Raw genomic sequence first — 25708 nt, forward strand, 5'->3', positions numbered from 1 at the left:
GGGCGCGCCAAACGGCCGCGCCCGGTCCCTGCCCGTAAGAAACGGAGGACGAATGTCCCATCTCGCCGTAACCGATCCGGAGGGTGCAGCCGCTACGGTGCCCGACACCAGGCCAAACGTCGTCTCGCTGTCGCGGATCACCAAGAGCTTCGGGCCGACGCTGGCGAATGCGCAAATCGACCTCGCCGTCTCGGCCGGCGAAATCATCGGCCTGGTCGGTGGCAACGGCGCCGGCAAATCGACACTGATGCGCATCCTGTGCGGGGCGACGTCACCGACCCTCGGCTCGATTTCGTTCACCGGCCAGGATGTGGGCTTCGCCGACTACGACACGGCGGAGGCGCAAAGGCGCGGCATCCGCATGGTGCATCAGGAACTGTCGCTGTGCGCCAACCTTTCCGTGGCCGAGAACTTCTTCCTGGAGACGCCAGGCGACGCAGGCAACCGGCCGGGCTGGCGCGCGCTCTATCGAGCCCGCGCCCGGGCGGCGCTGGACGCCGTCTTTCCCGCCAACGGCATCGATGTGAACGCCGAAGTCGGCCATCTCTCCATCGCCGAGCGGCAGATGGTCGAGATCGCGCGCGCCGCCGCCACGCCGGGTGTCAAGCTGATCGTGCTCGACGAGCCGACCTCCTCGCTCGACCTCGACCGCTCGAGGCAGTTGCGGGCCTTCATCCGCGAACGAGCCAAATCCGGCCTTGCATTCATCTTCATCAGCCACAAGCTGCAGGAAATCATCGACATCGCCACGCAGGTGATGGTGCTGCGCAACGGGCGCACCGCCTGGCGCGGCGATGTCGCCGGCACTTCGATTGGCCAACTTGTGCAGCTCATGGGCGGCGACGCCAATTCGATCCACCAGCACAGCGCGACTGCCGCCAGCAGCGGCGAGGCGCTGGTCAAACTGTCCGGCTTCCTGACTGCCGGGCTCGGCCGCGACATCGAGATCGGCCGCGGCGAGATCATCGGACTGGCAGGGCTCGAGGGCAGCGGACAGAAGGAGTTGCTGCACGCCATTTTCGAGCCGGATTCCGCCAGAGGGGCCGCGGTGACCCGGAGCGGCGATGCCGGTTTCATTGCCGGCGACCGCCAGAAGGAAGGCGTGTTCCCGCTGTGGAGCGTGCTTGGAAACATCAGCATTGGCAGCCTTGCCCGCCGTCCGGCACTGGGGCTGGTTTCGCAGCGTGCCAACCGCGAGGCGGCGGCCGAAGCGGCCGGCCGGCTGCGGCTCGACGACAAGCGCTTCGGCTCCAACATCCTCGAACTCAGCGGCGGCAACCAGCAGAAGGCGCTGGTTGCCCGGGCGCTCGTCGCCGACACGCCGATCCTGCTGCTCGACGATCCGACGCGCGGCGTCGATATCGCCACCAAGCAGGACTTCTACAGGCTCTGCAACGAGATCGCGCGCAGCGGGCGCACGCTGGTGTGGCACACCACCGAAGATGCCGAACTCTTGGCCTGCGACCGCGTGCTGGTGTTTTCCGGCGGCCGCATCGTCAAGGAATTGGCCGGCGAGGCGATCACGGAATCAGCCATCGTTGGAGCGTCCTTTGCCCAGCAGGCGGACAAAGCCATCGGCGCCGGTCGCAGCGGCTCTGCCGGCGCCGGGCTTGCCCGCCGGCTGGTGAACGCGGCTCCCTTCATCGGCCTCGCCGCCGTGCTGGCGGTGATGATCTCGGCCAACCCGGCGGTCGCTTCGATCTTCGGGCTCGACCTGCTCCTGATGCCGGCGCTGTCGCTGGTGCTAGTGACGGCGGCGCAGATGTTCATCGTCGGCGGCAGCGAGATCGATCTCGGCGTCGGCGCCTTTGCCGGCCTGGTCAGCGTGCTTTCCGCCACGCTGCTCTACGATCAGCCATGGCTCGGCGCGCTGGCGCTGGTGGCGGCGGTCGCCGCCTATGCCGGGCTTGGCGGCCTGATCCAGGCACGCAAGATCCCAGCCATCGTCGTCACGCTTGGCGCCTCTTTCATCTGGATGGGACTGGGCTACGCGCTGCAGCCGACGCCGGGCGGCGCCAGCCCCGAATGGCTGTCGGCGATGTTCAGCTGGTCACTGGGTTTCCTGCCCACCTCCATCATCTTAATCGCCGCGGTCGCGCTGGTGGTGCTGGTGATCGACCGGCTGCCGCTCGGCGTGGTGCTGCGCGGCTTCGGCAACAATCCGACCGCCATGATCCGCTCCGGCTGGTCGCCGACGCGCTATGCGCTGGTGCGCTACCTCGTCGCCGGACTGTTCGCGGCTGCCGCCGGCCTGTCGCTGACCGCGATCAACACGGCAAGCGATATCAATTCCGGCAATTCGTTCACGCTGCTCAGCGTCGCCGCCGTGGTGATGGGCGGCTGCTCGCTGCTGGGCGGCGTCATCTCGCCGGTCGGCGCCGTCGCCGGGGCGGTCACGCTGGCCTTGATCGGCGCCTTGCTCGGCACGCTGAACGTGAGCAGCGACTTCAACGCGGCAACGCAAGGGCTGATCCTCATCGCCCTGCTGACGCTGCGCAGCCTGACCGCCGACCGCAGGAGCGAACAATGAACGGCCTCGCCGCCTTCAGCCTGTGGGCGCAGAAGAACCGCTGGGTCTGGTCGGCGATCGGCGTGCTCGTGCTTTGGCTGGTGCTGTCCATCGTCACCAACCGGTTCAGCCTCTCCAGCCTGTCGGGCATCATTCTATCGGCGTCGTTCCTGACCGTTGTCGGCATAGGCCAGATGTTCGTCGTCACCACCGGGCGCGGCAATATCGACCTTTCGGTGGCGTCGGTGATCACGCTCAGCGCCTTCGTGGCGCTGCTCACCATCAAGGGCCAGGATGCCAACCTCGCCATCGGCGTGGGTGCGGCGATCCTGCTCGGCCTTGCGGTCGGCGGCTTGAACTCGCTGCTCGTCGTCGGGCTGAACATACCAGCCATCATCGCCACGCTGGCGACGGGTTATGTGCTGGCGACGGCAACGCTGCTGTCGAACCGCGCCATATCGGGTTTCGCCGTCAGCCCGCTCTTGAAGACGCTGGCGACGGGCCGCGTCTCCGGCGTGCCGATCATGGCCGTCATCGCCATTGTCGGCGTGGCCGCGACCGCGTTCGTGCTGCGCTACACGGTGTTCGGACAGTTGCTGTCGGCGGTCGGCCAGAATCGCACCGCCGCGCGACTGGCGGCGATCCGCAACAACCGGATCATCGCGTCGGCGTTCATCATCTCGGCGGTGCTGGCTTCGCTCAACGGGCTGCTGCTCGGCGCTTATATAGGCGGCGCCTTCCTCGAAATGGGCCAGCCCTATCTCCTGCAGTCGATCGCCGCGGTGGTTCTGGGCGGGACGCTGATCTTCGGCGGCTCGGCCAGCGCCGTCGGCACGCTGTTCGCCAGCATCCTTTTGATCCTCATCGTCACCACCATGCAGATCGTCGGCCTGCCGCCAGGTGCGCAGGACATCGTGCAAGGCATCGTCGTCATCTTCGTTCTGGCGCTGGCCGGCCGCCAGGTGCTGTCGAGGCGAGCCGCCGTCGACCGCGCAGGCGACGACGGCACGCTGAAATCCGAGTGATGATTTCTCTTGCCAAGCTTTGGTAGAGTGATCATACCAGTAGATAAGGTGACGATCGGCAATGCCGGCGTCCGCGACCAAGGAGCAAGGGCTAGATGACGACGATTGCGCTGTTCGGTGCCGGTGGCAAAATGGGCTACCGCCTTTCGACCAATTTCCGCGGTTCGCCCTATACGATCCGCCATGTCGAGGTCAGCGAGGCCGGGCGCGAGCGGCTGAAGACCGGACTGGGCTTCGACACGGTCAGCGCCGACGAGGCGCTGGAAGGCGCCGACGTGGTGATCCTGGCCGTGCCGGACACCCATATCGGCAAGGTCGCGGCCGGCATCGAGAGCAAGCTTGCGCCGGGCACGATGGTCATCGTGCTCGATGCCGCCGCACCGTTTGCCGGCCATCTGCCTAATCGTCCCGACCTGACCTACTTCGTCACCCATCCCTGTCATCCGCCGATCTTCAACGACGAGACCGACATGGCGGCCAAGAAGGATTATTTCGGCGGCGTCAAGGCCAAGCAGCACATGGTCAGCGCACTGATGCAGGGACCGGAGGCCGACTACGCCAAGGGGGAGGCCATCGCCAAGATCATCTGGGCGCCGGTAATGCGCTCGCACCGCGTTTCCGTCGAACAGATGGCGCTGCTCGAGCCGGGCCTTTCGGAAACCGTGTGCGCCTCGCTGCTGGTCGTCATGAAGGAAGCGGTCGACGAGGTGGTGGCGCGCGGCGTCGACCAGCAGGCGGCACTCGACTTCCTGCTTGGCCACATGAACGTGCTCGGCGCCGTCATCTTCGGCGAAACCAAGGGGGTGTTCTCGGATGCCTGCAACAAGGCGATCGAGTTTGGCAAGCCGGTGCTGATGCGCGACGACTGGAAGCGCGTCTTCGAGCCCGAAGAGATCGCGGCCAGCATCCAGCGGATCACTTGAGCGTCTTAGGTACAGATCTGCCTTAGGTACAGATCACCTGAATTTGTGGTTGACTCATCATACCAGTTAGCTAAGCTAATGCTCGCTCGGATCACGCTTCGCCGGGAGTTCGATGCTGAGACGGGTGGAGGATGGGGGAATAGGAACTTGCCTTGGCGGAGCTGGTGGCTTGAGCCCGGGCGTTCCGCAACCTTCACACGCTGACGAATTCAAACACAGACAAGTGGCTCGAACGATCGAGACACAGGCTTTTCAAACGGGAGGACTTCATGAAACTGACACGCAGAATGACGCTTGCCGCCTTCGCCGGCGTGCTGGCGCTCGGCACGGCGATGCCCGCCTACGCGGCGGACCTCATCGCCATCATCACCCCATCGCACGACAATCCGTTCTTCAAGGCGGAAGCCGTCGGCGCCGAGGCCAAGGCCAAGGAACTCGGCTACGAGGCGCTGGTGCTGGTGCATGACGACGACGCCAACAAGCAGTCCGAGCTGATCGATACCGCGATCGGCCGCGGCGCCAAGGCGATCATCCTCGACAATGCCGGCGCCGACGCGACCGTCGCCGCCGTGCAGAAGGCCAAGGACGCCGGTATTCCCTCCTTCCTGATCGATCGCGAGATCAACGCCACAGGCGTTGCCGTGGCGCAGATCGTCTCCAACAACTACCAGGGCGCCCAGCTCGGCGCGCAGGAGTTCGTCAAGCTGATGGGCGAAAAGGGTAATTTCGTCGAGCTGGTCGGCAAGGAATCCGACACCAATGCCGGCATCCGCTCCAAGGGCTACCATGACGTCATCGACGATTATCCGGACCTGAAAATGGTCGCGCAGCAATCGGCCAACTGGAGCCAGACCGAGGCCTATTCCAAGATGGAATCGATCCTGCAGGCCAACCCCGACATCAAGGGCGTCATCTCCGGCAACGACACGATGGCGATGGGCGCCTATGCGGCGCTCGCGGCGGCGAACCGCAAGGATGTCATCGTCGTCGGCTTCGACGGTTCGAACGACGTGCGTGATTCCATCACCTCGGGCGGCATCAAGGCGACGGTGCTGCAGCCGGCCTACGCCCAGGCGCAGATGGCGGTCGAACAGGCCAACGACTTCATCAAGAACAAGAAGTCGCCCGAGAAGGAAAAGCAGCTGATGGACTGCGTGCTCATCAATGGCGACAATGCCGCCAAGCTGGAAACCTTCGCGCTGAAGAACTGAGCCGGCACGATATAATTGCGAGGGGCGGACACGCGTTCGCCCCTCAGTGCTTTATTTTGATGCAATTCCGGACGGGAAACCGTTTCACAGTTTTCCTGGAATTGCTCTAATTTCACGTTCCGGGTGCTTTTGACCGCCATGCCGAAGACATTGACCTGGCTAACCCCTTTTAGTTGGCTGACGCTTGTCGCGCTCGCGGGCCTTGGCCTCGGCGGTTGCAAAATCCTGCCGACGCCGGTGGCGCAGAGTGAAAACAGCGCGTCTGCCTTTAACCCGGACAAGATGGTCGAGGACATCTGGGCCCCGAAGGTCATCCCCTACCTCAGGCAGAAGGCTGGGCCGTTCGCCGAGGTCCATGCCTTGGCGAAAACCGATCCGGCGGCGGCCGGCGCCAAATACGGCAATCCAAGGAAGCAGGCGAATTCGCCATGGACCTTCGCGGTCCGCGTCGAGGGCAAGATCGTCGCCGCCAACACGCAGTCGCGCGCGGCAACGATGGATGTCGACGTGGACGGCGACGACAAGGCCGATGCGCGCGTCCAGATCGGGCCGGCGATACGCGGCACTGCACTTAGAGACAGCCTCGATTTCGTCCAGTTCAACGACTTCACCAATCAGATCGACTTCGCCCAGTTCGGCAAGGCCTTCAACGCCTATGCCGGTAAGACCGTGCTGTCCAAACTGCCTCGCGAGGCGCTTGAGGGCCGCACCGCCAAGGTGATCGGCGCCTATACGATCGAAGGCGGCCAGGACCTGCCGCTGGTGACCCCGGCGGAGGCCGAGATCGGGCCGAAGCCATGAGCCCCGCTCACGAGGTTATCCTCAAGCTGGAGGACGTCTCGAAGGTTTATGCCGGCACGGTCGCGGTCAAGCAGGCGAACTTCGAGGTGCACAAGGGGGCCGTCAACGTGCTGGTCGGCGAAAACGGCGCCGGCAAGTCGACGCTGATGAAGATCATCGCCGGCGTCGAGCAGCCGACCCTCGGCCGTATCCTGCTCGAAGGCGAAGAGGTTTCCTTCTCCTCGTCGGGAGACGCGGTCGCGCGCGGCATCGGCATGGTGTTCCAGGAGCTGAACCTGTTCGGCAATATGACCGTGGCCGAGAACATCTTCGCCACACGCGAGATCACCAACCGGCTGGGCAAGATCGATCGCAAGACACAGGAAAAGCGGGCGGGCGAATTCCTCGACCGGCTCGAGGCCGGCATCCGGCCAGACATGCTGGTCGAGGACTTGCGCATCGGCCAGCAGCAGCTGGTCGAGATCGCCAAAGCGGTATCGCTCGACGCCAAGATCCTGATCATGGACGAGCCGACCTCGGCGCTGAGTGCCACGGAAGTCGAAATCCTGTTCAAGGTGATCGCCGACCTCAAGGCGCGCGGCGTCGCTATCGTCTACATCTCGCACCGGCTGGAAGAACTGATCCGCATCGGCGATACGGTCACCGTGCTGCGCGACGGGCGCATCACCGGCCAGGAGGAAATGAAGAACGTCGACACGCAGTGGATCGTGCGGCAGATGATCGGCTCGGACGCCAAGGATTTCGCCAAGGCCGACGGCCACCAGCCAGGCGAGGAAATCTTCCGCGCCGAGGAGATCTGCCTGCCGCGCGTCACCGGCGGGCTGGCGGTCGACCATGTCTCGCTGTCGCTGCGCGCCGGCGAAATCCTCGGCATATACGGGCTGATGGGCGCCGGGCGCAGCGAATTGTTCGACTGCATCATGGGCCGTCACGGCCATGCCAGCGGCAAGATCTTCATCGCCGGAAGGCAAGTGAAGGAGCGCGACACGACGCGCCGTATCCAGCGCGGGCTCGCACTGATCCCCGAGGATCGCCAGCGCGAAGGCCTGGTGTCGAGCCTCTCGGTGGCCAGCAACCTGACGCTGGCGAGCCTGTCGCGTTTCGTGCGCCTGTTCCATATCCGAGGCGGCGTCGAATGGCAGGCCGTGATGCAGATGGTGCGGGAACTGGCAATCAAGGTCGCCGACCCGGCGCAGGAAGTCTCGTCGCTGTCGGGCGGCAACCAGCAGAAGGTGGTGATCGGCAAGGCGCTGCTCACCGGACCGAAAGTGCTTCTGATGGACGAGCCCAGCCGTGGCATCGATGTCGGCGCCAAGGCCGATGTCTTCCGCACCATGCGCAAGCTTTCGCGCGACGGGCTGGGCATCCTGTTCGCCACCTCCGACCTCGACGAGGTGATGGCGTTGTCCGACCGCATCGCGGTGATGAGCAATGGCAGATTGACCGGCATGTTCGACCGCGCCGAAGCGACGGAGGCGGCGATCGTCGCCGCGTCGGCGCTGGGCCACGGACCGGCCGCACATGGGGAGCAACGCTGATGACTGACATTCCGGCCAAGGCGACCGCTCCTTCCGCCTCCGGCGGCTCCGCGTTGCTGACACTGATGAAGCTCAGGACCTTTATCGCGCTGATCGCGGTCCTGGTGTTCTTCTCGATCGCCGCGCCGAACTTCCTGTCTGCGGCGAACCTGATCCTGATGGCCAAGCACGTGGCGCTCAACGCCTTCCTGGCCATGGGCATGACCTTCGTCATCATCACCGGCGGCATTGATCTTTCGGTCGGCTCGATCGTCGGCCTGTGCGGCATGGTGGCCGGCTATCTCGTGCTCAACGGCATCGACCTGCAGATCGGCTACACCATCTATTTCAACGTCGTCGAGATCGCCCTGGTCACGCTTCTGGTCGGCATAGCGATCGGCGCCGTCAACGGGCTGCTGATCACCAGGCTCAACGTCGCCCCCTTCATCGCCACGCTTGGCGTGCTCTATGTCGCGCGCGGTTTCGCGCTGCTGTCCTCCGACGGCCGCACCTTCCCCAACCTGGTCGGCAAGCCGGAACTCGGCACCACCGGCTTCGGCTTCCTCGGCGCCGGCCGGCTGCTCGGCCTGCCGGTGTCGATCTGGATTCTGATCGTGGTGGCGCTGGGGGCTGCCTATCTCGCGCGCTACACCCCGCTCGGCCGGCACATCTTCGCCGTCGGCGGCAATGAGCGGGCGGCGCGCATCTCGGGCGTGCGCGTCAACATGGTCAAGATGTTCGTCTACATGTTCTCCGGCTTCTGCGCGGCGATCGTCGGGCTGATCATCTCGTCGGAGCTGATGGCCTCGCACCCGGCGACGGGCGAGAGCTTCGAATTGAACGCCATCGCCGCGGCGGTGCTCGGCGGCACCTCGATGTCGGGCGGGCGCGGCACGATCGGTGGCACCATCGTCGGCGCCTTCGTCATCGGCATCCTGTCGGACGGGCTGGTGATGATGGGCGTGAGTTCTTTCTGGCAGATGGTGATCAAGGGGCTGGTCATCATCGTCGCCGTCGTCGTCGACCAGGCGCAGCGCCGGCTGCAGCAGCGTGTCACCCTCATGCAGATGGCCAAGGCGGGTTGAGCATGGCGAGCTTAAGTGGAGCGTTGATCGGCTGCGGCTTCTTCGCCGTCAACCAGATGCATGCCTGGCACGACATAGAGGGCGCCTCGATCGTCGCTATCTGCGACCGCGATCCCGAGCGGCTCAAGATAATCGGCGACCAGTTCGGCGTGACGCGGCGCTACACCGACGCGGCGGAACTTTTCGCCGCCGAGACGCTCGACTTCGTCGACGTTGCCACCACGGTCGGCAGCCATCGGCCGCTGGTCGAGATGGCGGCCGCGCATGGCGTTCCCGTGATCTGCCAGAAACCGTTCGCGCCAACGCTGGCCGACGCCAAGGCGATGGTGAAAGCCTGCGCGGATGCCGGCGTGCCGCTGATGGTGCATGAGAATTTTCGCTGGCAATCGCCGATCCAGGCGGTGCGCGCGGTGCTCGACAGCGGCGAGATCGGCACACCCTTCTTCGGCCGCATCTCCTTCCGCTCCGGCTATGACGTGTTCTCCGGCCAGCCCTATCTCGCGACGGGCAAGCGCTTCATCATCGAGGACCTCGGCATCCACATCCTCGATATCGCCCGCTTCCTGCTCGGCGATGTGTCGAGCCTGACCGCGCGAACCAAACGCATCAACCCGGCCATCGCCGGCGAGGATGTCGCCACGATCCTCATGGACCACGCTGGCGGCGCCACCTCGGTGGTCGATTGCAGTTATGCGACCAAGCTTGCCGCGGAGCCGTTCCCGGAGACGCTCATCGAACTCGATGGCAGCGACGGCACGATCCGGCTGGCGCAAGGCTACCGGCTGACCGTCACCGGCAAGAGCGGAACCAGGGTGAGCGACGTCTCGCCGCCGCTGCTGCCCTGGGCCTCGCGGCCCTGGCACAACATCCAGGAAAGCGTGCTGGCCATCCAGCGGCACTGGGTCGACTGCCTTGCATCAGGCCAGGAACCGGCGACGTCAGGCGCGGACAATCTGAGGACATTCGCCCTGGTCGAGGCCGCCTATGCCGGTGCCGCCAGCCGAGAACCGGTGCAGATCGAAGCCTTGCTGAGATGACGGCAGACGCTTTCCAGCTCTACGGCACGCGCGCGGCCGAGCCCAAGCCGGTCACGCTGCGTGCGGGCGCATTGAGCGCGGAACTGGTCAACGGCAATCTGCGCACCATCCGCCACGGCGGCACCGAAGTGCTGCGTGCCATAGCTTACATTGTGCGAGACCGCGACTGGGGCACCTATGAGCCTGACCTCACGGACCTGACCATCGACCAGACGGACGACCGTTTCTCCGTCAGCTACGCGGCAAGCTGCCTCGGTCCGGACGGCAGCCGGCTCGGCTTCGACGCCACGATCGAAGGCTCGGCCGACGGCAGGCTGGTCTTCGATGTGACCGCGCTCCCCGAGAGCGATTTCGAAACCAACCGCTGCGGCTTCTGCATCCTGCACCCGATCGCCGGCCTCGCCGGCAGCCCGGTGACGGTCGAGCACACCGACGGCAGCGTGGTCGAGACGGAACTCCCCGATCTGATCGACCCCTGGCAACCGTTCAAGGATTTGCGCGCCATCACGCATCAGGTCCGGCCCGGCGTTGTCGCGCAATGCCGGATGGAAGGCGAAGCATTCGAGATGGAGGACCAGCGCAACTGGTCCGACGCCTCGTACAAAGCCTATGTGCGGCCGCTGGCGCTGCCATGGCCGTATGTGCTGCCAGCCGGCGAACCGATGCGCCAGACGATCAGCCTGCGCATCACCGGCGATGCCAATGTGCCTGCCTCGGCGGCGCCGGCCGAACCGGTCCGCGTCGAGCTCGGGCAAGCCGGCGCGAAGCTGCCCGATATCGGCATCGTGGTCTATCCCGAGGAGATCGAGGCGGCACTTGCCGACCTGCCGTTGCTGCGAGGGCTCGGTCCCCGGCAACTGCTTTTCCACTTCGACCCGACGCGTGGTCACGGCCTCGAGGCGCTGCGCGCCCATGCCCGGCTGGCGGCCGCCTATCCTGTTTCGACGACGCTGGAGTGCGTGGTCGCTTGTGCCGGCGATCTGGACGCCGAACTTTCCGAGATCGCCGACATGGTGTGCCGGGCAGGCCTGCGGCTCGACGCCATCGCGGTATCGCCTGCGGTCGACCGCCAGTCGACGCCGCCGGGCAGTGCCTGGCCGGCATGCCCACCGCTCGAGGACGTCTACGCGGCCGCCCGCCGGGGCTTTCCCGGCCTCCGCCTCGGCGGCGGCATGTTCAGCTATTTCACCGAACTCAACCGCAAGCGCGTTCCAGCCAGCCAGCTCGATTTCATCACCCACTGCACCAATCCGATCGTGCACGCCGCCGACGATCTCAGCGTGATGCAATCGCTGGAGGCGCTGCCCTTCATCACCCGGTCCACGCGGGCGATCTTCGGGACAAAGCCGTACCGGATCGGACCGTCGACGATCGCCATGCGCCAGAACCCGTATGGTGGTGCGACCAAGGACAATCCTCAGGGACAGCGCATCGCCATGGCGAACCGCGATCCACGCCACGCCGCGCAGTTCGCCGCCGCATGGACGATCGGCTGTGCCGCGCGCGTCGCACCGGCGGGACTGGAGATGCTGACACTGTCCAGTTTCGCCGGACCGTTCGGCGTGGTCGCGGGATCGGGCGAACCCGTCGCAGAGGGATCGCCGCGGCCGATTTTCCAGGCCGTCAAAGGGCTTTGTGAGTTGGCCGGGCTGACGCATGTTTCCGCCATGACGAGCGACGAGACGCGGGTCCTGGCGCTGGCCGGCCGCTCCGCGTCGGGCGAGACCATCGTCTGGCTGGCGAACCTGACCCCGAACGACATGCGGGTCGACACTTCCGCGCTTGGCCGGGGCGATCTCGTGATGTCTCCGTATGCGATTACCAGGATCGGTTACTTCTCGGAATTCATCACATAGAGCGCACGCGAGCGCTCGAGGTGCTTGATCATCGCCTTCTCGGCGCCGTCGGCATCCCCGTGCTCGATGCGGTCGATGATCTCTTCGTGCTCGGTCAGCGTGTATTTTTCCTTGCCGGTCCAGATCAGCATTTCGGTGTGGTATTCCTTCAGCCAGCCCAGTGTGGCTTCGCTGACGGCGACATAGATCGGATTGCCTGAAATGGACGCGATCTGGGTATGGAATTTCATGTCGGCGGAGATGAAGGCTTCGGAATCGCCGCGCGCGGCGCGCTGCTCGGCCACGGTCGCCTTCAGCAATTGCACATCCTCTGATTTGGCCCTTTCCGCGGCTTCCCTGACCATGCCGCGCTCGAAGAAGATGCGCGCGGTCTTCAGGTGCTCCAGCGTGTCCCGGGACGAGGACAGGATGATCTTGGCCGCACCGTCGACCTGCTTGATGATCGACTTGGCGGTCAGTTGCAGCACCTTGGCGCGCTCGCCATGCGAGATGGCGACCAACCCCATATTGCTCAGCGCCTGCATGGCCTCGCGGATCGCCGGCCGGCCGACCTCGAAGCGCTCCATCAACTCGCGCTCGGACGGCATATCGTCGCCCGGCTGCAGTTCGCCGCTGGTGATCAGCCGCTTCAGTCTTGCAAAGACTTCGTCGGAAAGTTTGCGCCGGACGATCGGCTCCGAACGGTTCATCGTGACGAATCACTCCCTGGCCCGGTTCCTGTTTAGCATTCCCGGCAGGATTACCGGAATGCCCGCGCCTGGAGCGGGTTCGCTCCAGCTTTGCCGCAGCCCACCGCTCTTGTCGAGGCGCGGATATTTCTTGCAATACTTATGTACTCATTATACCAGATTTCCTGCGCGACGAAACTTTTTTCGAACCCTTTTCGATCGGCCGACCGACCATGATCACGCTTACCTATCGCATCGAAACCCCTGGCAGCATCGAGGCGCTGGCCGCCAAGATCGCCAGCGACCAGTCGACCGGCACCTTCGTCGCGCTGCCGGGCGAGACCGAGGAGCTGAAGGCGCGCGTGGCGGCGCGCGTGCTGGCGATCCGGCACCTGCCGGATGCCACGCAACCCTCTCTCCCGGGATCCGGCAGCGGGCCCTTCCGGCGCGCCGATGTCGACATCGCCTTCCCCTTCGACGCTATCGGCACCGACCTGTCGGCACTGATGACCATTGCCATTGGTGGCACCTATTCGATCAGGGGCCTGTCCGGCATCCGCGTCATCGACATGAAGCTGCCGGAACAATACCGGGGTGCCCATCCGGGTCCACAGTTCGGCGTTGCGGGCAGCCGCGGGCTGACCGGTGTCGAGGGCCGCCCGATCATCGGTACCATCGTCAAGCCGGCGCTTGGTCTCAGGCCGCACGAGACGGCCGCGATGGTGGGCGAACTGATCGAGGCCGGCGTCGATTTCATCAAGGACGACGAGAAGCTGATGAGCCCTGCCTATTCGCCGCTGGCGGAGCGGGTGAAGGCGATCATGCCAGGGATTCTCGACCATGAGCAGAAGACCGGCAAGAAGGTGATGTATGCCTTCGGCATCTCGCATGCCGATCCCGACGAGATGATGCGCAACCACGATCTTGTGCTCCAAGCCGGCGGCAATTGCGCGGTCGTCAACATCAACTCGATCGGCTTCGGTGGCATGGCTTTTCTGCGGAAGCGTTCCGGCTTGGTGCTGCATGCCCACCGCAATGGCTGGGACATTCTCACACGCCACCCCGGCCTCGGCATGGACTTCAAGGTCTGGCAGCAATTCTGGCGGCTGCTCGGCGTCGACCAGTTCCAGATCAACGGCATCGGCTCGAAATATTGGGAGCCGGACGATTCCTTCATCCGCTCCTTCGAGGCAGTGACGACGCCGCTGTTTTCATCAGACGATTGCGCGCTGCCCGTGGCCTGCTCGGGCCAATGGGGCGGCCAGGCACCCGAAACCTATGAGCGCACCGGCCGCACGGTCGACCTCCTCTACCTCTGCGGCGGCGGCATCGTCAGCCATCCGGACGGACCCGGTGCCGGCGTGCGGGCCGTGCTGCAAGCCTGGCAGGCGGCGGTCGAGGGCATTGCGCTGGCGGACTATGCCCGCGATCACATCGAACTGGCCCGATCGATCGAAAAGTTCGGCGACGGCAAGGCAGCATGAGCATGGCCGCGCAAAACCTGCTCCTCAGTTATTATGGCGACGACCTTACCGGTTCGACGGACGTCATGGAGGCGCTTGAGCTCGGCGGCGTTCCGACGGTGCTGTTCATGAACCAGCCCGATCCGTCCTTGCTGGCGCGATTTTCGCATTGCCGCGCGGTTGGATTGGCGGGCACCAGCCGAAGCGAAACGCCGCAATGGATGGAGGAAAACCTGACGCCGGCCTTCGAATGGCTGAAAGGCCTCGGGGCGGCGATCTGCCACTACAAGATCTGCTCTACCTTCGATTCCAGCCCGGCGGTCGGCAGCATTGGCCGCGCCACCGAAATCGGCAGGCGTATTTTCGGCCGAGCGAGCGTGCCGATGGTGGTCGGGGCGCCGCAGCTCAAGCGCTACACCGCCTTCGGCAATCTCTTCGCGGCATTCCGCGGCGCGTATTTCCGCATCGACCGGCATCCGGTGATGAGCAGGCATCCGGTGACGCCGATGGACGAGGCCGACCTGCTCATCCACCTTTCGCGCCAGACCAGCCTAAGTTCCGGTCTGGTCGACCTGGCGGCGCTGCAGGCGGACGATCTTTCGCAAACGGTCGATCAGATCCTGCGAGACAAGGACATCGTCCTGTTCGACGTCGATAGCCTCCAGACTCAGCGGCGGGTCGGCGAACAGCTGTGGCGCATCCATGAAAAGGGCCATGGTTTTGTCGTCGGATCCTCCGGCGCCGAATATGCCTTGCTTGCCGAGTGGGCCGCCAAAGGCATCGTGTCGGGGCATGCGGCATTCGCGTCGCCCGGTCCGGTGGATCGGCTCGCCGTGGTGTCGGGCAGCGTCTCCCCGACCACGGAAAAGCAAATCCGCCACGCACTCGCCCACGGGTTCGACGGTATTGGGATGGATGCGATGCGGCTGGTCCGCGAGGGCGCCGGCGAAGCGATCGAGCAGGCGGTCGCGGCCGGGCTGGCGAGCCTTGCCAAGGGCCGCAGCGTCATCCTCTACACCGCGCTTGGTCCACAGGCCGATCGCGGTGCCGAGATCGACCGGATCGAGGGCGCCCGCAATACGCTCGGGCGGGCACTGGGGACCATCCTGCGCCGTCTGATCGCCGAGCAGAAACTCAAGCGCGCGGTGATCGCCGGTGGCGATACGTCCAGCCACGCGCTCGGACAATTGGCCATCGACGCGCTGACCGTGCGCATGCCGTTACCGCAATCGCCGGGATCTCCGCTCTGCGTCGCCCATGGCGGCGGTGAGATCGATGGCCTCGAAATAGCGCTGAAAGGCGGCCAGGTCGGCACCGACGCCTATTTCGAGACGATCCGGCTGGGAAGCTAAGCGACGAGCCAAGCCGTTCAATACAACGGCTTGCCCATGTGCTTCGGCGTCGGCCACTGCGCCGTGATGCCGGGTTGCACCGGCCGTTCGAGGTAGGTCGCCAGAACCACGTAGCTGCGCGTCGAGGTGACGCCGGGTGTCTCGTAGAGACGCAACAGGAGGCCTTCGAGCGCCTTGGTGTCCTCGGTGCGCACCTTGAGCAATACGCATGTATCGCCGGCGACGGTGTGGATTTCCTCGACCTCGGGATATTCCGAGATCGCCATCAGTTCCGGGGTCTTGCCCCAGCCGCTGGTGTCTATGTGAACGAAGGTGAGCAGCGGCTTTCGCACCGCGTTGGGATCGATGATGGCGGCCGTGTTGCGAATGGCGCCGCTGCGCCGAAGCCGCTTGACGCGCTCGTGCGCTGCCGGCGGCGACAGGCCGACGCGATCGCCGAGCTCGGCATAGCTGACGGTCGCGTCTTCGACGAGAACGCCTAATATTTTTCGGTCGGTCGCGTCGACATCCCGGGCCGCCGGCCTGTTCCGCGGAATGCCATCTGTTTCTTCATCCATAGCGGTATTCCCGATTGTCACGGAATTTAATACGGCCATTATGATGATATGTCGAACAACGATCAAGCTACAGCCTTGGGCGCGGACACCAGGCCGCCCATCCCGGCCCTCGCCTATCTCTTGACCGGGTGCATCGCCGTGATCGGCTCGAATTCGCTTGTGCTAGGTCCGATCGCTCCGGCAGTGGCCGTGTCGTTCTCGACCAGCGTCCCCATGGTGATGATGGCGGCGGCCGCGTTCGGCCTCGGCACATCCGCGAGCGCCCTGTTCCTGGCACGCCATATCGACCGGCTCGGCGCGCGGCGGATGCTGCAGGCGGCCTTGCTGCTGCTGGCATTGGCCTTGGTCGGCAGCGCGGTCGCGCCAACGGTGAGCGCGCTGGTTGCCGCGCAGCTTGTCGCTGGGATCGCCGCCGGCGTCGCCATGCCGGCAATCTATGCCAGTGCCGCGGCCATCGCCCCGCCCGGGCGGGAAAGCGGCACGATCGGCGTGGTGCTGACCGGGTGGACGCTCAGCATGGTGGCCGGCGTTTCGCTGTCGGCGGTGCTTGCCGATCTCGTGCACTGGCGCGCCGTCTTTGTCGCCGTGGCCGTGCTGGCGGCACTGGCGCTTGGCGGCCTCAGCGCATCGTCGCTCCCGGATGTCCGGAAGGCCGGACCGGCACCCGCCCCGCTGGTGGCGTTGAACATTCCCGGCATTGTGCCGCTTCTCATCGCATGCGGCGCCTTCATGACCGCCTTCTACGGTGTCTATGGCTACCTTGGCGACCACCTCCACAGCGGGCTGGGGCAGCCCGTCAGCGCCAATGGGCTGGCGGCCCTCGCCTATGGCGCGGGATTTGGCACGGCGGCGCTCTTCGACGGCATCATCGATCGGCTGGGCGCCCGACGCGTCATGCCCTTTGCCTACCTTCTCGTCGCCATCGTCTACGTGGCGATCGCCGCGACCAGCGGCAGCTATGGCTTGACGCTCGCCATGGTGGCTGCCTGGGGACTTGCCAATCATTTCGGGCTGAACGTGCTGGTGATGCGCCTGTCGGCGCTCGATCCGTCGCGGCGGGGCACGATCATGGGGCTGAACAGCGCGGTGACCTACCTCGCGGTGTTCGTCGGCACCACCGGCTTCGGGCCGCTCTATTCCGGCTTCGGCTTCGCCACATGCGCGGCAGTTGCGGCCTTGCTGATGCTGATTGCCGCTGGCGCGGCGGCATGGCGCACACGCTAGAACGATCCGCCTGTTGCATTGCTCCAGTCGGCAAAACGTGATTGGCCAAGGGCACCTGCTGCGTTGACAGCGGCCCCACCATCCTCCCATACAAAGCGCGTTAATGTTCTCAGGGCGGGGTGAAAGTCCCCACCGGCGGTAACGGTTTCGGCCGAAGCCCGCGAGCGCTCTCCGGTATCGGAGAGGTCAGCAGATCCGGTGTGATTCCGGAGCCGACGGTTACAGTCCGGATGAAAGAGAACGAAACGGAAGACGGACCGCCCCGGCGGGCCGCATTTCGTATCGTGCGTCCTGATTCTGGTTCGAAACGGAAGGATGGACCCATGAATCAGCATTCCCACAAAGACTATGAAACAATCCGCATCGCCGTCATCAGGGCGCGCTGGCATGCCGACATCGTCGACCAGTGCGTGCAAGCCTTTGGGGCGGAACTGGCCGAGATTGGCGGCGGACGCTTTGCCGTCGATATCTTCGACGTGCCCGGCGCCTACGAGATTCCGCTCCATGCCAAGACGCTTGCCGGGACCGGCCGCTACGCCGCTATCCTCGGCACGGCATTCGTCGTCAATGGCGGCATCTACCGGCACGACTTCGTCGCCAACGCCGTTATCGACGGCATGATGAACGTGCAGCTGTCGACCGGCGTGCCCGTGCTTTCGGCGGTGCTCACGCCCCACAATTTCCACGACAGCGCCGAGCATCATCGCTTCTTCTTCGAGCATTTCACGGTCAAGGGGAAGGAAGCGGCAAACGCCTGTGTGCAGATACTCGCCGCGCGGGAAAAGATCGCGGCCTGAAGCGGCGCTGCCGGGGTGGAAATCCCGGTAACGGGCTGTAGTATCCCGGAAAATACTGAGTTCGGGAGGATGCCGGTGCAGACCAAGAAGATCATCAATGACGGCAACCGTGCCGTCGACGAAATGCTCGAAGGGATCCTGGCCGCGCATCCTCGCCATCTCGGGAGCGTGGACGGCAGTCCGCGCTCGATCATCGCCCGCGATGGACCACGGCCCGGCAAGGTCGGGCTGGTGATCGGCGGCGGCTCCGGCCACGAGCCGACCTTTCTCGGCTTTGTAGGCAAGGGGCTGGCGGACGCGGCGGCTGTCGGCAACGTCTTTGCCTCGCCGCCGCCCGATCCGATCCTCGAATGCGCCAAGGCGGTCAGCGGCGGCGCCGGCGTGCTGTTCATGTACGGCAACTATGCCGGCGACGTGATGAATTTCGACATGGCGGCCGAGATGGCCGCCATGGACGATATCGAGGTGCGCACGGTGCTGACCACCGACGACGTTGCCTCGGCGCCGCGTGACCAGCGGCGGAAGCGCCGTGGTGTCGCGGGTAATTTCTTCATCTTCAAGGCGGCCGGTGCCGCCTGCGACCTGATGCTCTCCCTCGACGAATGCGAGCGCGTCGCGCGCAAGGCCAACGACCGCACCTTCACGATGGGCGTGGCACTGTCGCCCTGCTCGCTGCCGCAGACCCGGCGGCCGAATTTCGAGATCGGCGCGGACGAGATGGAAATCGGGATGGGCATCCATGGCGAACCCGGCATCGCCCGCGGCAAGCTCGGGACCGCCGACGAAATTACCGACGCGATGCTGGACAAGATTTTCGCCGAGATGGCGCCGAAGCGCGGCGGCAAGGTCGCGGTGCTGGTCAATTCTCTGGGATCGACGCCGCTGATGGAGCTCTACATCATGAACCGCCGGGTCAAGCAGAGGCTCGACGCCATCGGCGTTTCCGTCCACGCGACCTGGGTCGGCAATTACTGCACGTCGCTGGAAATGGCCGGCGCTTCGGTGACGCTTTTCCATCTCGACGAAGAATTGCAGGCGATGCTCGACCACCCCTGCGACTGCGCCATGTTCCGTGCCGGCTGAGGAGCGCTCCATGACCATCGCCGCGTTCGACCTGAAAAGAATGTTCGATGCGATCGCCGTGGCGATGGAAGCCGACAGGGACCGGCTTTGCCAGCTCGACGGCGTCATCGGCGACGCCGACCACGGCATTGCCATGGCGCTCGGGTTCAACGCCGCGCGCGATGCTCTGGCATCGCTCGACCTTACGGCGGCCGAGCCGACCGCGCTCCTCAACGCCGCGGCGAAATCGTTTCTCAATGCCGTCGGCGCGTCCTGCGGCCCGCTCTATGCCACCGCCTTCATGCGCGCCGCCGCCGCCGTCAAGGGCAAGGCGACGCTGGCGGATGCCGATGTCGTCGCGCTGCTGCAGGCCATGGCGCAAGGCATCAAGGATCGCGGCAAGGCCGAAACCGGCGAAAAGACAATGGTCGACGCCTGGCAACCGGCGGCGGAAGCGGCCGGCGCCAGCAATGCAGCAGGAAAAAACCTTGCCGAAAGCCTCCAGGCCGCTTTTGCCGCCGCCGAGCGCGGCGCGGAATCGACCAAGGACATGATCGCCGCCAAGGGCCGCTCGTCGCGGCTCGGCGAGCGCTCGCTCGGCCATATCGATCCCGGTGCGGCTTCGGCCGTCACCGTCATCGGCGCGATGCGCGACAGTCTCGCTTAGCTCTTCGCCGCATCGAGCCTGTCGATCGCCTGGACGTTGCCGGCCGACGGTCCCTTCTCGTCGAACTCCGAGGCCAGCCAGGTATCGACAATGGCCTTGGCCAGTTCCGGGCCGATGACGCGGGCGCCCATGGTGATGATCTGGGCGTTATTGGATTTCGCCGCGCGTTCGGCCGAATAGGTGTCGTGGGTGAGTGCGGCGCGGATGCCCGGCACCTTGTTGGCCGAGATCGAGACGCCGATGCCGGTGCCGCAGAACAGGATGCCGCGATCGTTCTCGCCGTCGACGATCGTCTGGGCAAGTTTCCGCGACAGATCGGCATAGAAGCCGGCCTGGCTGAGGTCGCTGACGGTGAGCCCCGGCTTGGTCGCCAGATGCGCTGATATGACGTCGAGCAGCGGCTTGCCGGCGCTGTCGGCTCCAATGGCTATTTTCATTTTTTGTCCTTTCCAGTTCGATGATTCAGATGGCGGCCGACGCGCGGCGCAGGATGTCGATGTAGCCTTCGGCCTGCCAGGCCGAGCGGCCGATGAACAAGCCGTCGATGTTGGGCTGGGCGATCAGTTCCGCGGCATTGCCGGGATTGACGCTGCCGCCATAGAGCACCGGCGGCACGGACGGCAGCAGGCCGCCGGCGACCGTCTTGATCAGCGCCTGCTGCCTGTCGGCATAGTCGGAACTGGCCGGAATGCCCTTGTCGCCGATCGCCCAGACCGGCTCGTAGGCGAACAGGATTTTTGCTCCCCTCGCCTCGCCCTCGAGGAATTGCAGTGCACCCTCGATCTGGCTGGTCAGCACCGCATCGGCCTTGCCGCCTTCGCGCTCGGCCAGCGTCTCGCCGACGCAGATCAGCGGTATCAGTGCGTGCTTGACCGCCGCCGCCGTCTTCAGCCCAACCGTGCGGTCGGTCTCGCCGAAGTGCTCGCGCCTTTCGCTGTGGCCGAGTTCGACCAGGTCTAGGCCACAATCGTTCAGCATCACCGGCGAGATCTCGCCGGTCCAGGCGCCGGCGTCGGCCCAATGCATGTTCTGCGCGCCGACCTTGACGCGCGTCGTCGACAGCGCCTGCCCGACCTCGCGCACCGCCGTGAAAGGCGGGACGACGAAAGGCTGGATGCGATCGTCGAAACCCGCCACGAAGCCGGCCAGTGCGCCTGCAAAATCAAGCGCCTCGGCGAGCGTCTTGTTCATCTTCCAGCTTGTACCGACCCAGTAAACCACGCGTACACTCCTTGGTCCTCAGTCCCCGTTTGATCATCAATCCTTGTCGGCGACCACTGTCAGCGAGACGCCGGCCGCATCCAGCGTGTCGCGCATTCCGGGCTCCGGCCCGCGCCCGGTGAAGACGGCGTCGAATGCCTTGAGATCGGCCAGGAAATGCAGCGCGCTGCGGCCAAACTTGCCGTGATCCACCAGCAGATATTTGCGTGTCGCCGCGGCCATCATCAGTCGCTTGGCCTGCACCACTTCCTGGTCCTGATGGAAGGCGGAGGCGCCATGGATGGCGGACGACGACAGGAAGGCGACATCGGCGCGCAGCGACCGCAGCGAAGCCTCGGCGAGCAGGCCGAAGAAGCCGTGGAATTTCTTCGAGTACTGGCCGCCAAGCGCGATCAGGTTGATGCCTGCGGCACCGGCCAGATCCTGGATGACGGCGAGATTGTTGGTGATCACCGTCAGCGGCCTGAGATCGGCGAGATACCGCGCGATACCGCCCGCGGTCGAACCGTCGTCGATGATGACCGTCTGGCCGGGTTCGATCATAGCCACGGCCGCCGCCGCAAGGCGCTGTTTTTCCCCGATCGCCTGCTTCTGCCGGTAGCGGAAATCGCTTTCAAACAGACTGCTCGGCTGGATCGAGGCGCCGCCGCGCACCTTGCGCAGCAAACCGCTCTCCTCGAGCTCGTCGAGGTCGCGATGCACGGTCATCCTGGAGACGCCAAAGCGGGAGGCAAGATCGTCGACGCTCGCCGCGCCGGCATCCACCAGGAAGTCCATGATGCCTTGGCGTCTGTTGTCGCTCTTCATTCTCGCCGACCCGCCAACGCAGAAGCCTGGCTCCTTGATCGAACGAAGATATAACAGATATGATCGCATAGCTATCATGATTTTTGTGATAATGGGATATTTTTGTGGGATATTTCGCCAGCTTTTATCGCGCCGCTGTAACAAGAATTGCTGCCGGGACGGTCTGTCACGGTTGCGGTTGCGCGGGATTCCGGCCAGAAGCATCGGTGGGCTGAACGATGCGCGGGCGGCCCGCAACCACAGTTCGAAACCAGATACGGGAGACTAATCGTTGGCTCGCATCACACTGAGACAATTGCTCGATCACGCCGCCGAATACGGCTATGGCGTGCCGGCCTTCAACATGAACAACATGGAACAGGGCCTCGCCATCATGGAGGCTGCCGAGGAGACCAAGTCCCCGGTCATCCTGCAGGCGAGCCGCGGCGCGCGCGCCTATGCCAATGACGTGGTGCTGGCCAAGCTGATCGACGCGCTGGTCGAAATCCATCCCGACATCCCGGTCTGCATGCATCTCGACCATGGCAACAACGAAGCCACCTGCGTCACCGCGATCCAGCACGGCTTCACCTCCGTGATGATGGACGGCTCGCTCAAGGAAGACGGCAAGTCGCCAGCCGACTATGCCTATAATTCCAGTATCACACGGCGCGTCGTCGATATGGCGCATTGGGGCGGCGTGTCGGTGGAAGGCGAGATCGGCGTGCTGGGCTCGCTCGAGAGCGGCGGCGGCGAGCAGGAAGACGGCCACGGCGTCGAAGGCGCGATCAGCCACGACCAGCTCCTGACCGATCCGGTGCAGGCCGAGCAGTTCGTGCGCGACACCCATGTCGATGCGCTGGCGGTGGCCATGGGCACCAGCCACGGCGCCTATAAATTCTCGCGCAAGCCCGACGGCGCGGTGCTGGCGATGAACGTGATCGAGGAGATCCACCGCCGCTTGCCGAACATGCATCTGGTCATGCACGGCTCGTCCTCGGTGCCGGAGGACTTGCAGGAGATCATCAACAAATATGGTGGCCAGATGAAGCCGACCTGGGGGGTCCCGGTGGAAGAGATCCAGCGCGGCATCAAGCATGGCGTGCGCAAGATCAACATCGACACCGACAACCGCATGGCGCTGACCGGCGCGATCCGCAAGGTGCTGACCGAAAATCCCAGCGAGTTCGACCCGCGCAAATTTCTGACGCCGGCGATGGCGGCGATGAGGAAGCTCTGCAAGGAGCGCTTCGAGCAGTTCGGCACCGCCGGCAATGCGCCGAAGATCAAGCCGCTGCCGGTTTCGGAAATGGCCAAGCGCTACAAGTCGGGCAGCCTCGACCCGAAATTCGCCTGAGCTCGATCCGGTTGCATTTCATGGACAGGAGCCGCATCGGCTCCTGTCCGATTTCTATCCGGCCTTCGGCGAAATCCCCGCCCTGCCGGCGTCGATGAACGGTGCCCAATAATCGACCGACTCGCGGATCATGGCGACCACCTGATGGTCGACCGGCTCGCGCTCGCGGAAGGATAGTTCGAGGCAGATTTCGTTATCGGTGCCGCCGCCGCGTCGTACCGTCTCCAGCAGCTTCTCAGGCGTGATGCGGCCGTCCTTGTTGTGGGCCGCGGTGAATGGCCAATGGCCACCCTTGTTCATCGACGATTGCTTGATGTGGATGATCGGCGACTTCAGGGGAAAAGCTTCGGCCCAGGCATAGGGATCGACGTCGGCCGGATTGGAGGAAGTGACGTCGCCATGGTCGATGTCGACCATCATCTCCAGCGGAATGGCCATGCCGGCCGCGTCGATCGCGTCCTGCAGCATCCGGCAATTCTCGATCGTGTGACCGAATTCGCGACCGACCGACATCGGCTCCCAGAACAGATAGGTCAGGCCTGCCGCTCGGGCGTGCTCGGCGACCTCGCGCCAGCAGTCCAGCGCGATGTCGAACAGCCTGGCGCGACGGGCGGGGTCGTCATAGTCCCGATGCGTGAAAATGGCGAACTGCGTGCCCATGCCGCCAGCGCCAAGCTCGGCCGAGATATCGGCGAAGGTCTTGAACCAGTCGACATAGTAGCGGCGCACATCGGCATCCGGATGGCCGAAATGGTTCAGCCGGCCATAGGGGCCGGTCATGCCGGAGGTGACGCGCACGCCGGTGCGATCCAAGGCGTTGCGGAACAGGCGGACGAACTTGACGATCGTCGCCGCCGGCCAGCCTGGGTTGACGAATTCATGCGTGAGCTGAACGTCGCGAATGCCGATCTCATAGGCGACGGTATCGATCAGATCGTCCGGCTCGGCGAAGCGGTTGACCAGCGGATTGGTGTTGAGGGAGAGCGTGAAAGCCAAGGTCGCGATCCCGTCAACGCCGGCGCAGAACAGGGGCGATGAGCGCCATCAGCCTGCCCTCGCCTGCCGGCTCGCGCACCAATGCTCGAAGGCCGACTTCTCCTCGGCGGACAAATGCAGGCCATGCTTGGTGCGCCGTTCGAGAATGTCGGCCGCGTCTTCCGCCCATTCCTGTTCGAAGAGGTAGTTCGCCTCGCGCTCGAAGAAATCCTTGCCGAAGCACCGCCCCAGTGCGGCGAGCGATCGGGCGCCGCCGACCACGGACCGCGTCCTGGTGCCGTAGAGCCGGCCGTAATGCTTGAGCAGCGATGCCGGCATCCATGGATACTCGCTTGCGAGGTTGCCAAGAAATTGTTCGAAGTCGGCATTGGCGATGTCGCCGCCGGGCAGATGCGCCCTCGCGGTCCAGGCTTTGCCCATGCTGGGAAAGAACGGTGCGATCCTGTCCAGCGCATGCTCGGCCAGTTTGCGGAAGGTGGTGATCTTGCCGCCGAAGACGGAGAGCAGCGGCGCCTGCGCGTCCGGCGCGTCGAGTTCGAAAATATAGTCGCGCGTCACCGCGCTCGGATTGTCGGCGTTGTCGTCATAGAGCGGCCGGACACCGGAGAACGAATGGACCACGTCGCCCCGCGCAAGGCCGCGCTTGAAATAGCGGTTGACCACCTTGATGAGGTAATCGATCTCGCTCTCATCCGCCCTCACATCCTCGGGCCGGCCCTCGTAGGGGATGTCGGTGGTTCCGATCAAGGCTAGATCGTTCTGGTAGGGATTGATGAAGATGACGCGCTTGTCGTTGTTCTGGACGAGATAAGCCTGCCTTCCCTCCCAGAATTTGGGCACGACGATATGGCTGCCCTTGACGAGGCGGACGTTGCGCCTGGAATTCTGGCCGGCAACGCGGTTGACGATGTCGTTGACCCAAGGGCCGGCGGCATTGATCAGCGCGCGGGCCCGTACGCTGGTCTTGATGCCGGTCCTGACGTCGCGCATCTCGACAACCCAGAGGCCGCCCTCGCGGCGGGCCGCGGTGCAGGCAGTGCGGGTGAGGACCTTCGCTCCCCGTTCGGCGGCGTCGAGCGCATTGATGACGACGAGGCGGGCATCGTCGACCCAGCAGTCGGAATATTCGAAGCCGCGCTTGAAGCTGTCCTTGATCGGCGCGCCCTCGGGCGCGGTGCGCAGGTCGAGCGTCCGCGTGGCGGGCAGCCGCTTGCGGCCGCCGAGGTGGTCGTAGAGGAAGAGGCCGAGCCGCACCAGCCATGCCGGCCGGTCGTCCGGGCTGTGCGGCAGCACGAAGCGCATCGGCCAGATGATGTGCGGCGCCGATTCCAGCAGCACCTCGCGCTCGATCAGCGCCTCGCGCACGAGGCGGAACTCGTAGTATTCGAGGTAGCGCAGACCGCCATGGACGAGCTTGCCCGAGCGTGAGCTGGTGCCTTCGGCGAGATCGTCCTTTTCGCACAGGATGACGGAAAGCCCGCGGCCGGCGGCGTCGCGCGCGATGCCGGCGCCATTGATGCCGCCGCCAATGACGAAGAGGTCGACTATGTCAGGGCCGACGCTCATCTTGCCGTCGCCCCGCTGCCTGATTTTC

Annotated in this window: 23 protein-coding genes and 1 riboswitch; of the genes, 16 read left to right on the top strand and 7 right to left on the bottom strand. The window is 64.9% G+C overall.

The features are described from left to right. The first annotated feature begins 52 nt into the window (after positions 1–52). The 9 genes from FJ950_RS15385 to FJ950_RS15425 all read left to right on the top strand — a co-directional run bounded on the left by FJ950_RS15385 (position 53) and on the right by FJ950_RS15425 (position 11964). On the top strand, positions 53–2530 hold the full coding sequence (locus FJ950_RS15385) for an ATP-binding cassette domain-containing protein (protein WP_140617392.1): 2478 nt from the start codon (positions 53–55) through the stop codon (positions 2528–2530). After that, positions 2527–3534, top strand: coding sequence for an ABC transporter permease (locus FJ950_RS15390; RefSeq protein ID WP_140617393.1), 1008 nt, complete (start codon positions 2527–2529; stop codon positions 3532–3534). The genes FJ950_RS15385 and FJ950_RS15390 overlap by 4 nt, the downstream gene beginning before the upstream one ends. 95 nt (positions 3535–3629) lie before the next feature. Further along, positions 3630–4457, top strand: coding sequence for a phosphogluconate dehydrogenase C-terminal domain-containing protein (locus FJ950_RS15395; protein WP_015318942.1), 828 nt, complete (start codon positions 3630–3632; stop codon positions 4455–4457). A 269-nt stretch (positions 4458–4726) separates the two neighbouring features. Next, positions 4727–5668: a D-ribose ABC transporter substrate-binding protein gene (locus tag FJ950_RS15400; RefSeq protein WP_015318943.1), complete on the top strand. Its 942-nt coding sequence runs from the start codon at positions 4727–4729 to the stop codon at positions 5666–5668. A 138-nt stretch (positions 5669–5806) separates the two neighbouring features. Continuing rightward, positions 5807–6469, top strand: coding sequence for a DUF2291 family protein (locus FJ950_RS15405; RefSeq protein ID WP_015318944.1), 663 nt, complete (start codon positions 5807–5809; stop codon positions 6467–6469). Continuing rightward, complete coding sequence (locus tag FJ950_RS15410) at positions 6466–8007, top strand: sugar ABC transporter ATP-binding protein (RefSeq protein ID WP_140617394.1); 1542 nt, start codon at positions 6466–6468, stop codon at positions 8005–8007. Before FJ950_RS15405 ends, FJ950_RS15410 begins: the two co-directional genes overlap by 4 nt. After that, on the top strand, positions 8007–9071 hold the full coding sequence (locus tag FJ950_RS15415; RefSeq protein ID WP_140617395.1) for an ABC transporter permease: 1065 nt from the start codon (positions 8007–8009) through the stop codon (positions 9069–9071). The genes FJ950_RS15410 and FJ950_RS15415 overlap by 1 nt, the downstream gene beginning before the upstream one ends. 2 nt (positions 9072–9073) lie before the next feature. Next, positions 9074–10108, top strand: coding sequence for a Gfo/Idh/MocA family oxidoreductase (locus FJ950_RS15420; protein ID WP_140617396.1), 1035 nt, complete (start codon positions 9074–9076; stop codon positions 10106–10108). Next, entirely contained in the window at positions 10105–11964 is a 1860-nt protein-coding gene (locus FJ950_RS15425; protein WP_140617397.1) for a hypothetical protein, read from the top strand. The genes FJ950_RS15420 and FJ950_RS15425 overlap by 4 nt, the downstream gene beginning before the upstream one ends. Here FJ950_RS15425 and FJ950_RS15430 read toward each other — a convergent pair. Then, positions 11940–12653: a transcriptional regulator NanR gene (locus FJ950_RS15430; RefSeq protein ID WP_140617398.1), complete on the bottom strand. Its 714-nt coding sequence runs from the start codon at positions 12651–12653 to the stop codon at positions 11940–11942. The genes FJ950_RS15425 and FJ950_RS15430 overlap by 25 nt on opposite strands. 212 nt (positions 12654–12865) lie before the next feature. On the opposite strand from FJ950_RS15430, the gene oiaX reads away from it, so the two are divergent. Beyond that, positions 12866–14116: a 3-oxo-isoapionate-4-phosphate decarboxylase OiaX gene (gene oiaX / locus FJ950_RS15435; protein ID WP_140617399.1), complete on the top strand. Its 1251-nt coding sequence runs from the start codon at positions 12866–12868 to the stop codon at positions 14114–14116. Between the two features lie 2 nt (positions 14117–14118). Beyond that, positions 14119–15447, top strand: a complete 1329-nt coding sequence (locus FJ950_RS15440) for a four-carbon acid sugar kinase family protein (RefSeq protein WP_140617400.1) — start codon at positions 14119–14121, stop codon at positions 15445–15447. A gap of 17 nt (positions 15448–15464) precedes the next feature. Here FJ950_RS15440 and FJ950_RS15445 read toward each other — a convergent pair whose 3' ends face one another. Continuing rightward, the gene (locus tag FJ950_RS15445) at positions 15465–16004 is read right to left on the bottom strand and encodes an Lrp/AsnC family transcriptional regulator (RefSeq protein ID WP_015318952.1); all 540 of its coding nucleotides are present in this window, start codon (positions 16002–16004) and stop codon (positions 15465–15467) included. Positions 16005–16052: 48 nt separating this feature from the next. Between FJ950_RS15445 and FJ950_RS15450 the strand changes: the two genes are divergently transcribed. The 4 genes from FJ950_RS15450 to dhaL all read left to right on the top strand — a co-directional run bounded on the left by FJ950_RS15450 (position 16053) and on the right by dhaL (position 19754). Continuing rightward, positions 16053–17228, top strand: a complete 1176-nt coding sequence (locus tag FJ950_RS15450) for an MFS transporter (protein ID WP_140617401.1) — start codon at positions 16053–16055, stop codon at positions 17226–17228. Between the two features lie 101 nt (positions 17229–17329). Then, positions 17330–17474, top strand: a riboswitch (FMN riboswitch). Between the two features lie 77 nt (positions 17475–17551). Then, positions 17552–18025, top strand: a complete 474-nt coding sequence (locus FJ950_RS15455; RefSeq protein ID WP_015318954.1) for a 6,7-dimethyl-8-ribityllumazine synthase — start codon at positions 17552–17554, stop codon at positions 18023–18025. A gap of 75 nt (positions 18026–18100) precedes the next feature. Further along, positions 18101–19108: a dihydroxyacetone kinase subunit DhaK gene (locus FJ950_RS15460; RefSeq protein ID WP_140617402.1), complete on the top strand. Its 1008-nt coding sequence runs from the start codon at positions 18101–18103 to the stop codon at positions 19106–19108. A 10-nt stretch (positions 19109–19118) separates the two neighbouring features. Further along, positions 19119–19754: a dihydroxyacetone kinase subunit DhaL gene (gene dhaL, locus FJ950_RS15465; protein ID WP_140617403.1), complete on the top strand. Its 636-nt coding sequence runs from the start codon at positions 19119–19121 to the stop codon at positions 19752–19754. Here dhaL and FJ950_RS15470 read toward each other — a convergent pair. Genes FJ950_RS15470 through FJ950_RS15480 form a run of 3 tightly spaced genes read right to left on the bottom strand, consistent with a single transcriptional unit; the run spans position 19751 to position 21782 of the window. Next, a complete protein-coding gene (locus tag FJ950_RS15470) occupies positions 19751–20191 on the bottom strand; it encodes an RpiB/LacA/LacB family sugar-phosphate isomerase (RefSeq protein ID WP_140617404.1) in 441 nt (146 codons plus the stop codon). The genes dhaL and FJ950_RS15470 overlap by 4 nt on opposite strands. Before the next feature lie 25 nt (positions 20192–20216). Next, a complete protein-coding gene (locus tag FJ950_RS15475; RefSeq protein ID WP_140617405.1) occupies positions 20217–20975 on the bottom strand; it encodes a triose-phosphate isomerase in 759 nt (252 codons plus the stop codon). A 36-nt stretch (positions 20976–21011) separates the two neighbouring features. Next, positions 21012–21782: a DeoR/GlpR family DNA-binding transcription regulator gene (locus FJ950_RS15480; RefSeq protein WP_140617406.1), complete on the bottom strand. Its 771-nt coding sequence runs from the start codon at positions 21780–21782 to the stop codon at positions 21012–21014. Positions 21783–22053: 271 nt separating this feature from the next. Between FJ950_RS15480 and fba the strand changes: the two genes are divergently transcribed. Continuing rightward, on the top strand, positions 22054–23118 hold the full coding sequence (fba, locus tag FJ950_RS15485; protein ID WP_140617407.1) for a class II fructose-bisphosphate aldolase: 1065 nt from the start codon (positions 22054–22056) through the stop codon (positions 23116–23118). Positions 23119–23172: 54 nt separating this feature from the next. Here the strand turns inward: fba and FJ950_RS15490 are convergent, their stop codons facing one another. Beyond that, positions 23173–24114, bottom strand: coding sequence for a TIM barrel protein (locus tag FJ950_RS15490; RefSeq protein ID WP_140617408.1), 942 nt, complete (start codon positions 24112–24114; stop codon positions 23173–23175). A 48-nt stretch (positions 24115–24162) separates the two neighbouring features. After that, entirely contained in the window at positions 24163–25680 is a 1518-nt protein-coding gene (locus FJ950_RS15495; protein ID WP_140617409.1) for a glycerol-3-phosphate dehydrogenase, read from the bottom strand. Between the last annotated feature and the right edge of the window lie 28 nt (positions 25681–25708).

Origin of the sequence: Mesorhizobium sp. B2-3-14 (assembly GCF_006442175.1) — a bacterium.
Taxonomy (GTDB): domain Bacteria; phylum Pseudomonadota; class Alphaproteobacteria; order Rhizobiales; family Rhizobiaceae; genus Mesorhizobium; species Mesorhizobium australicum.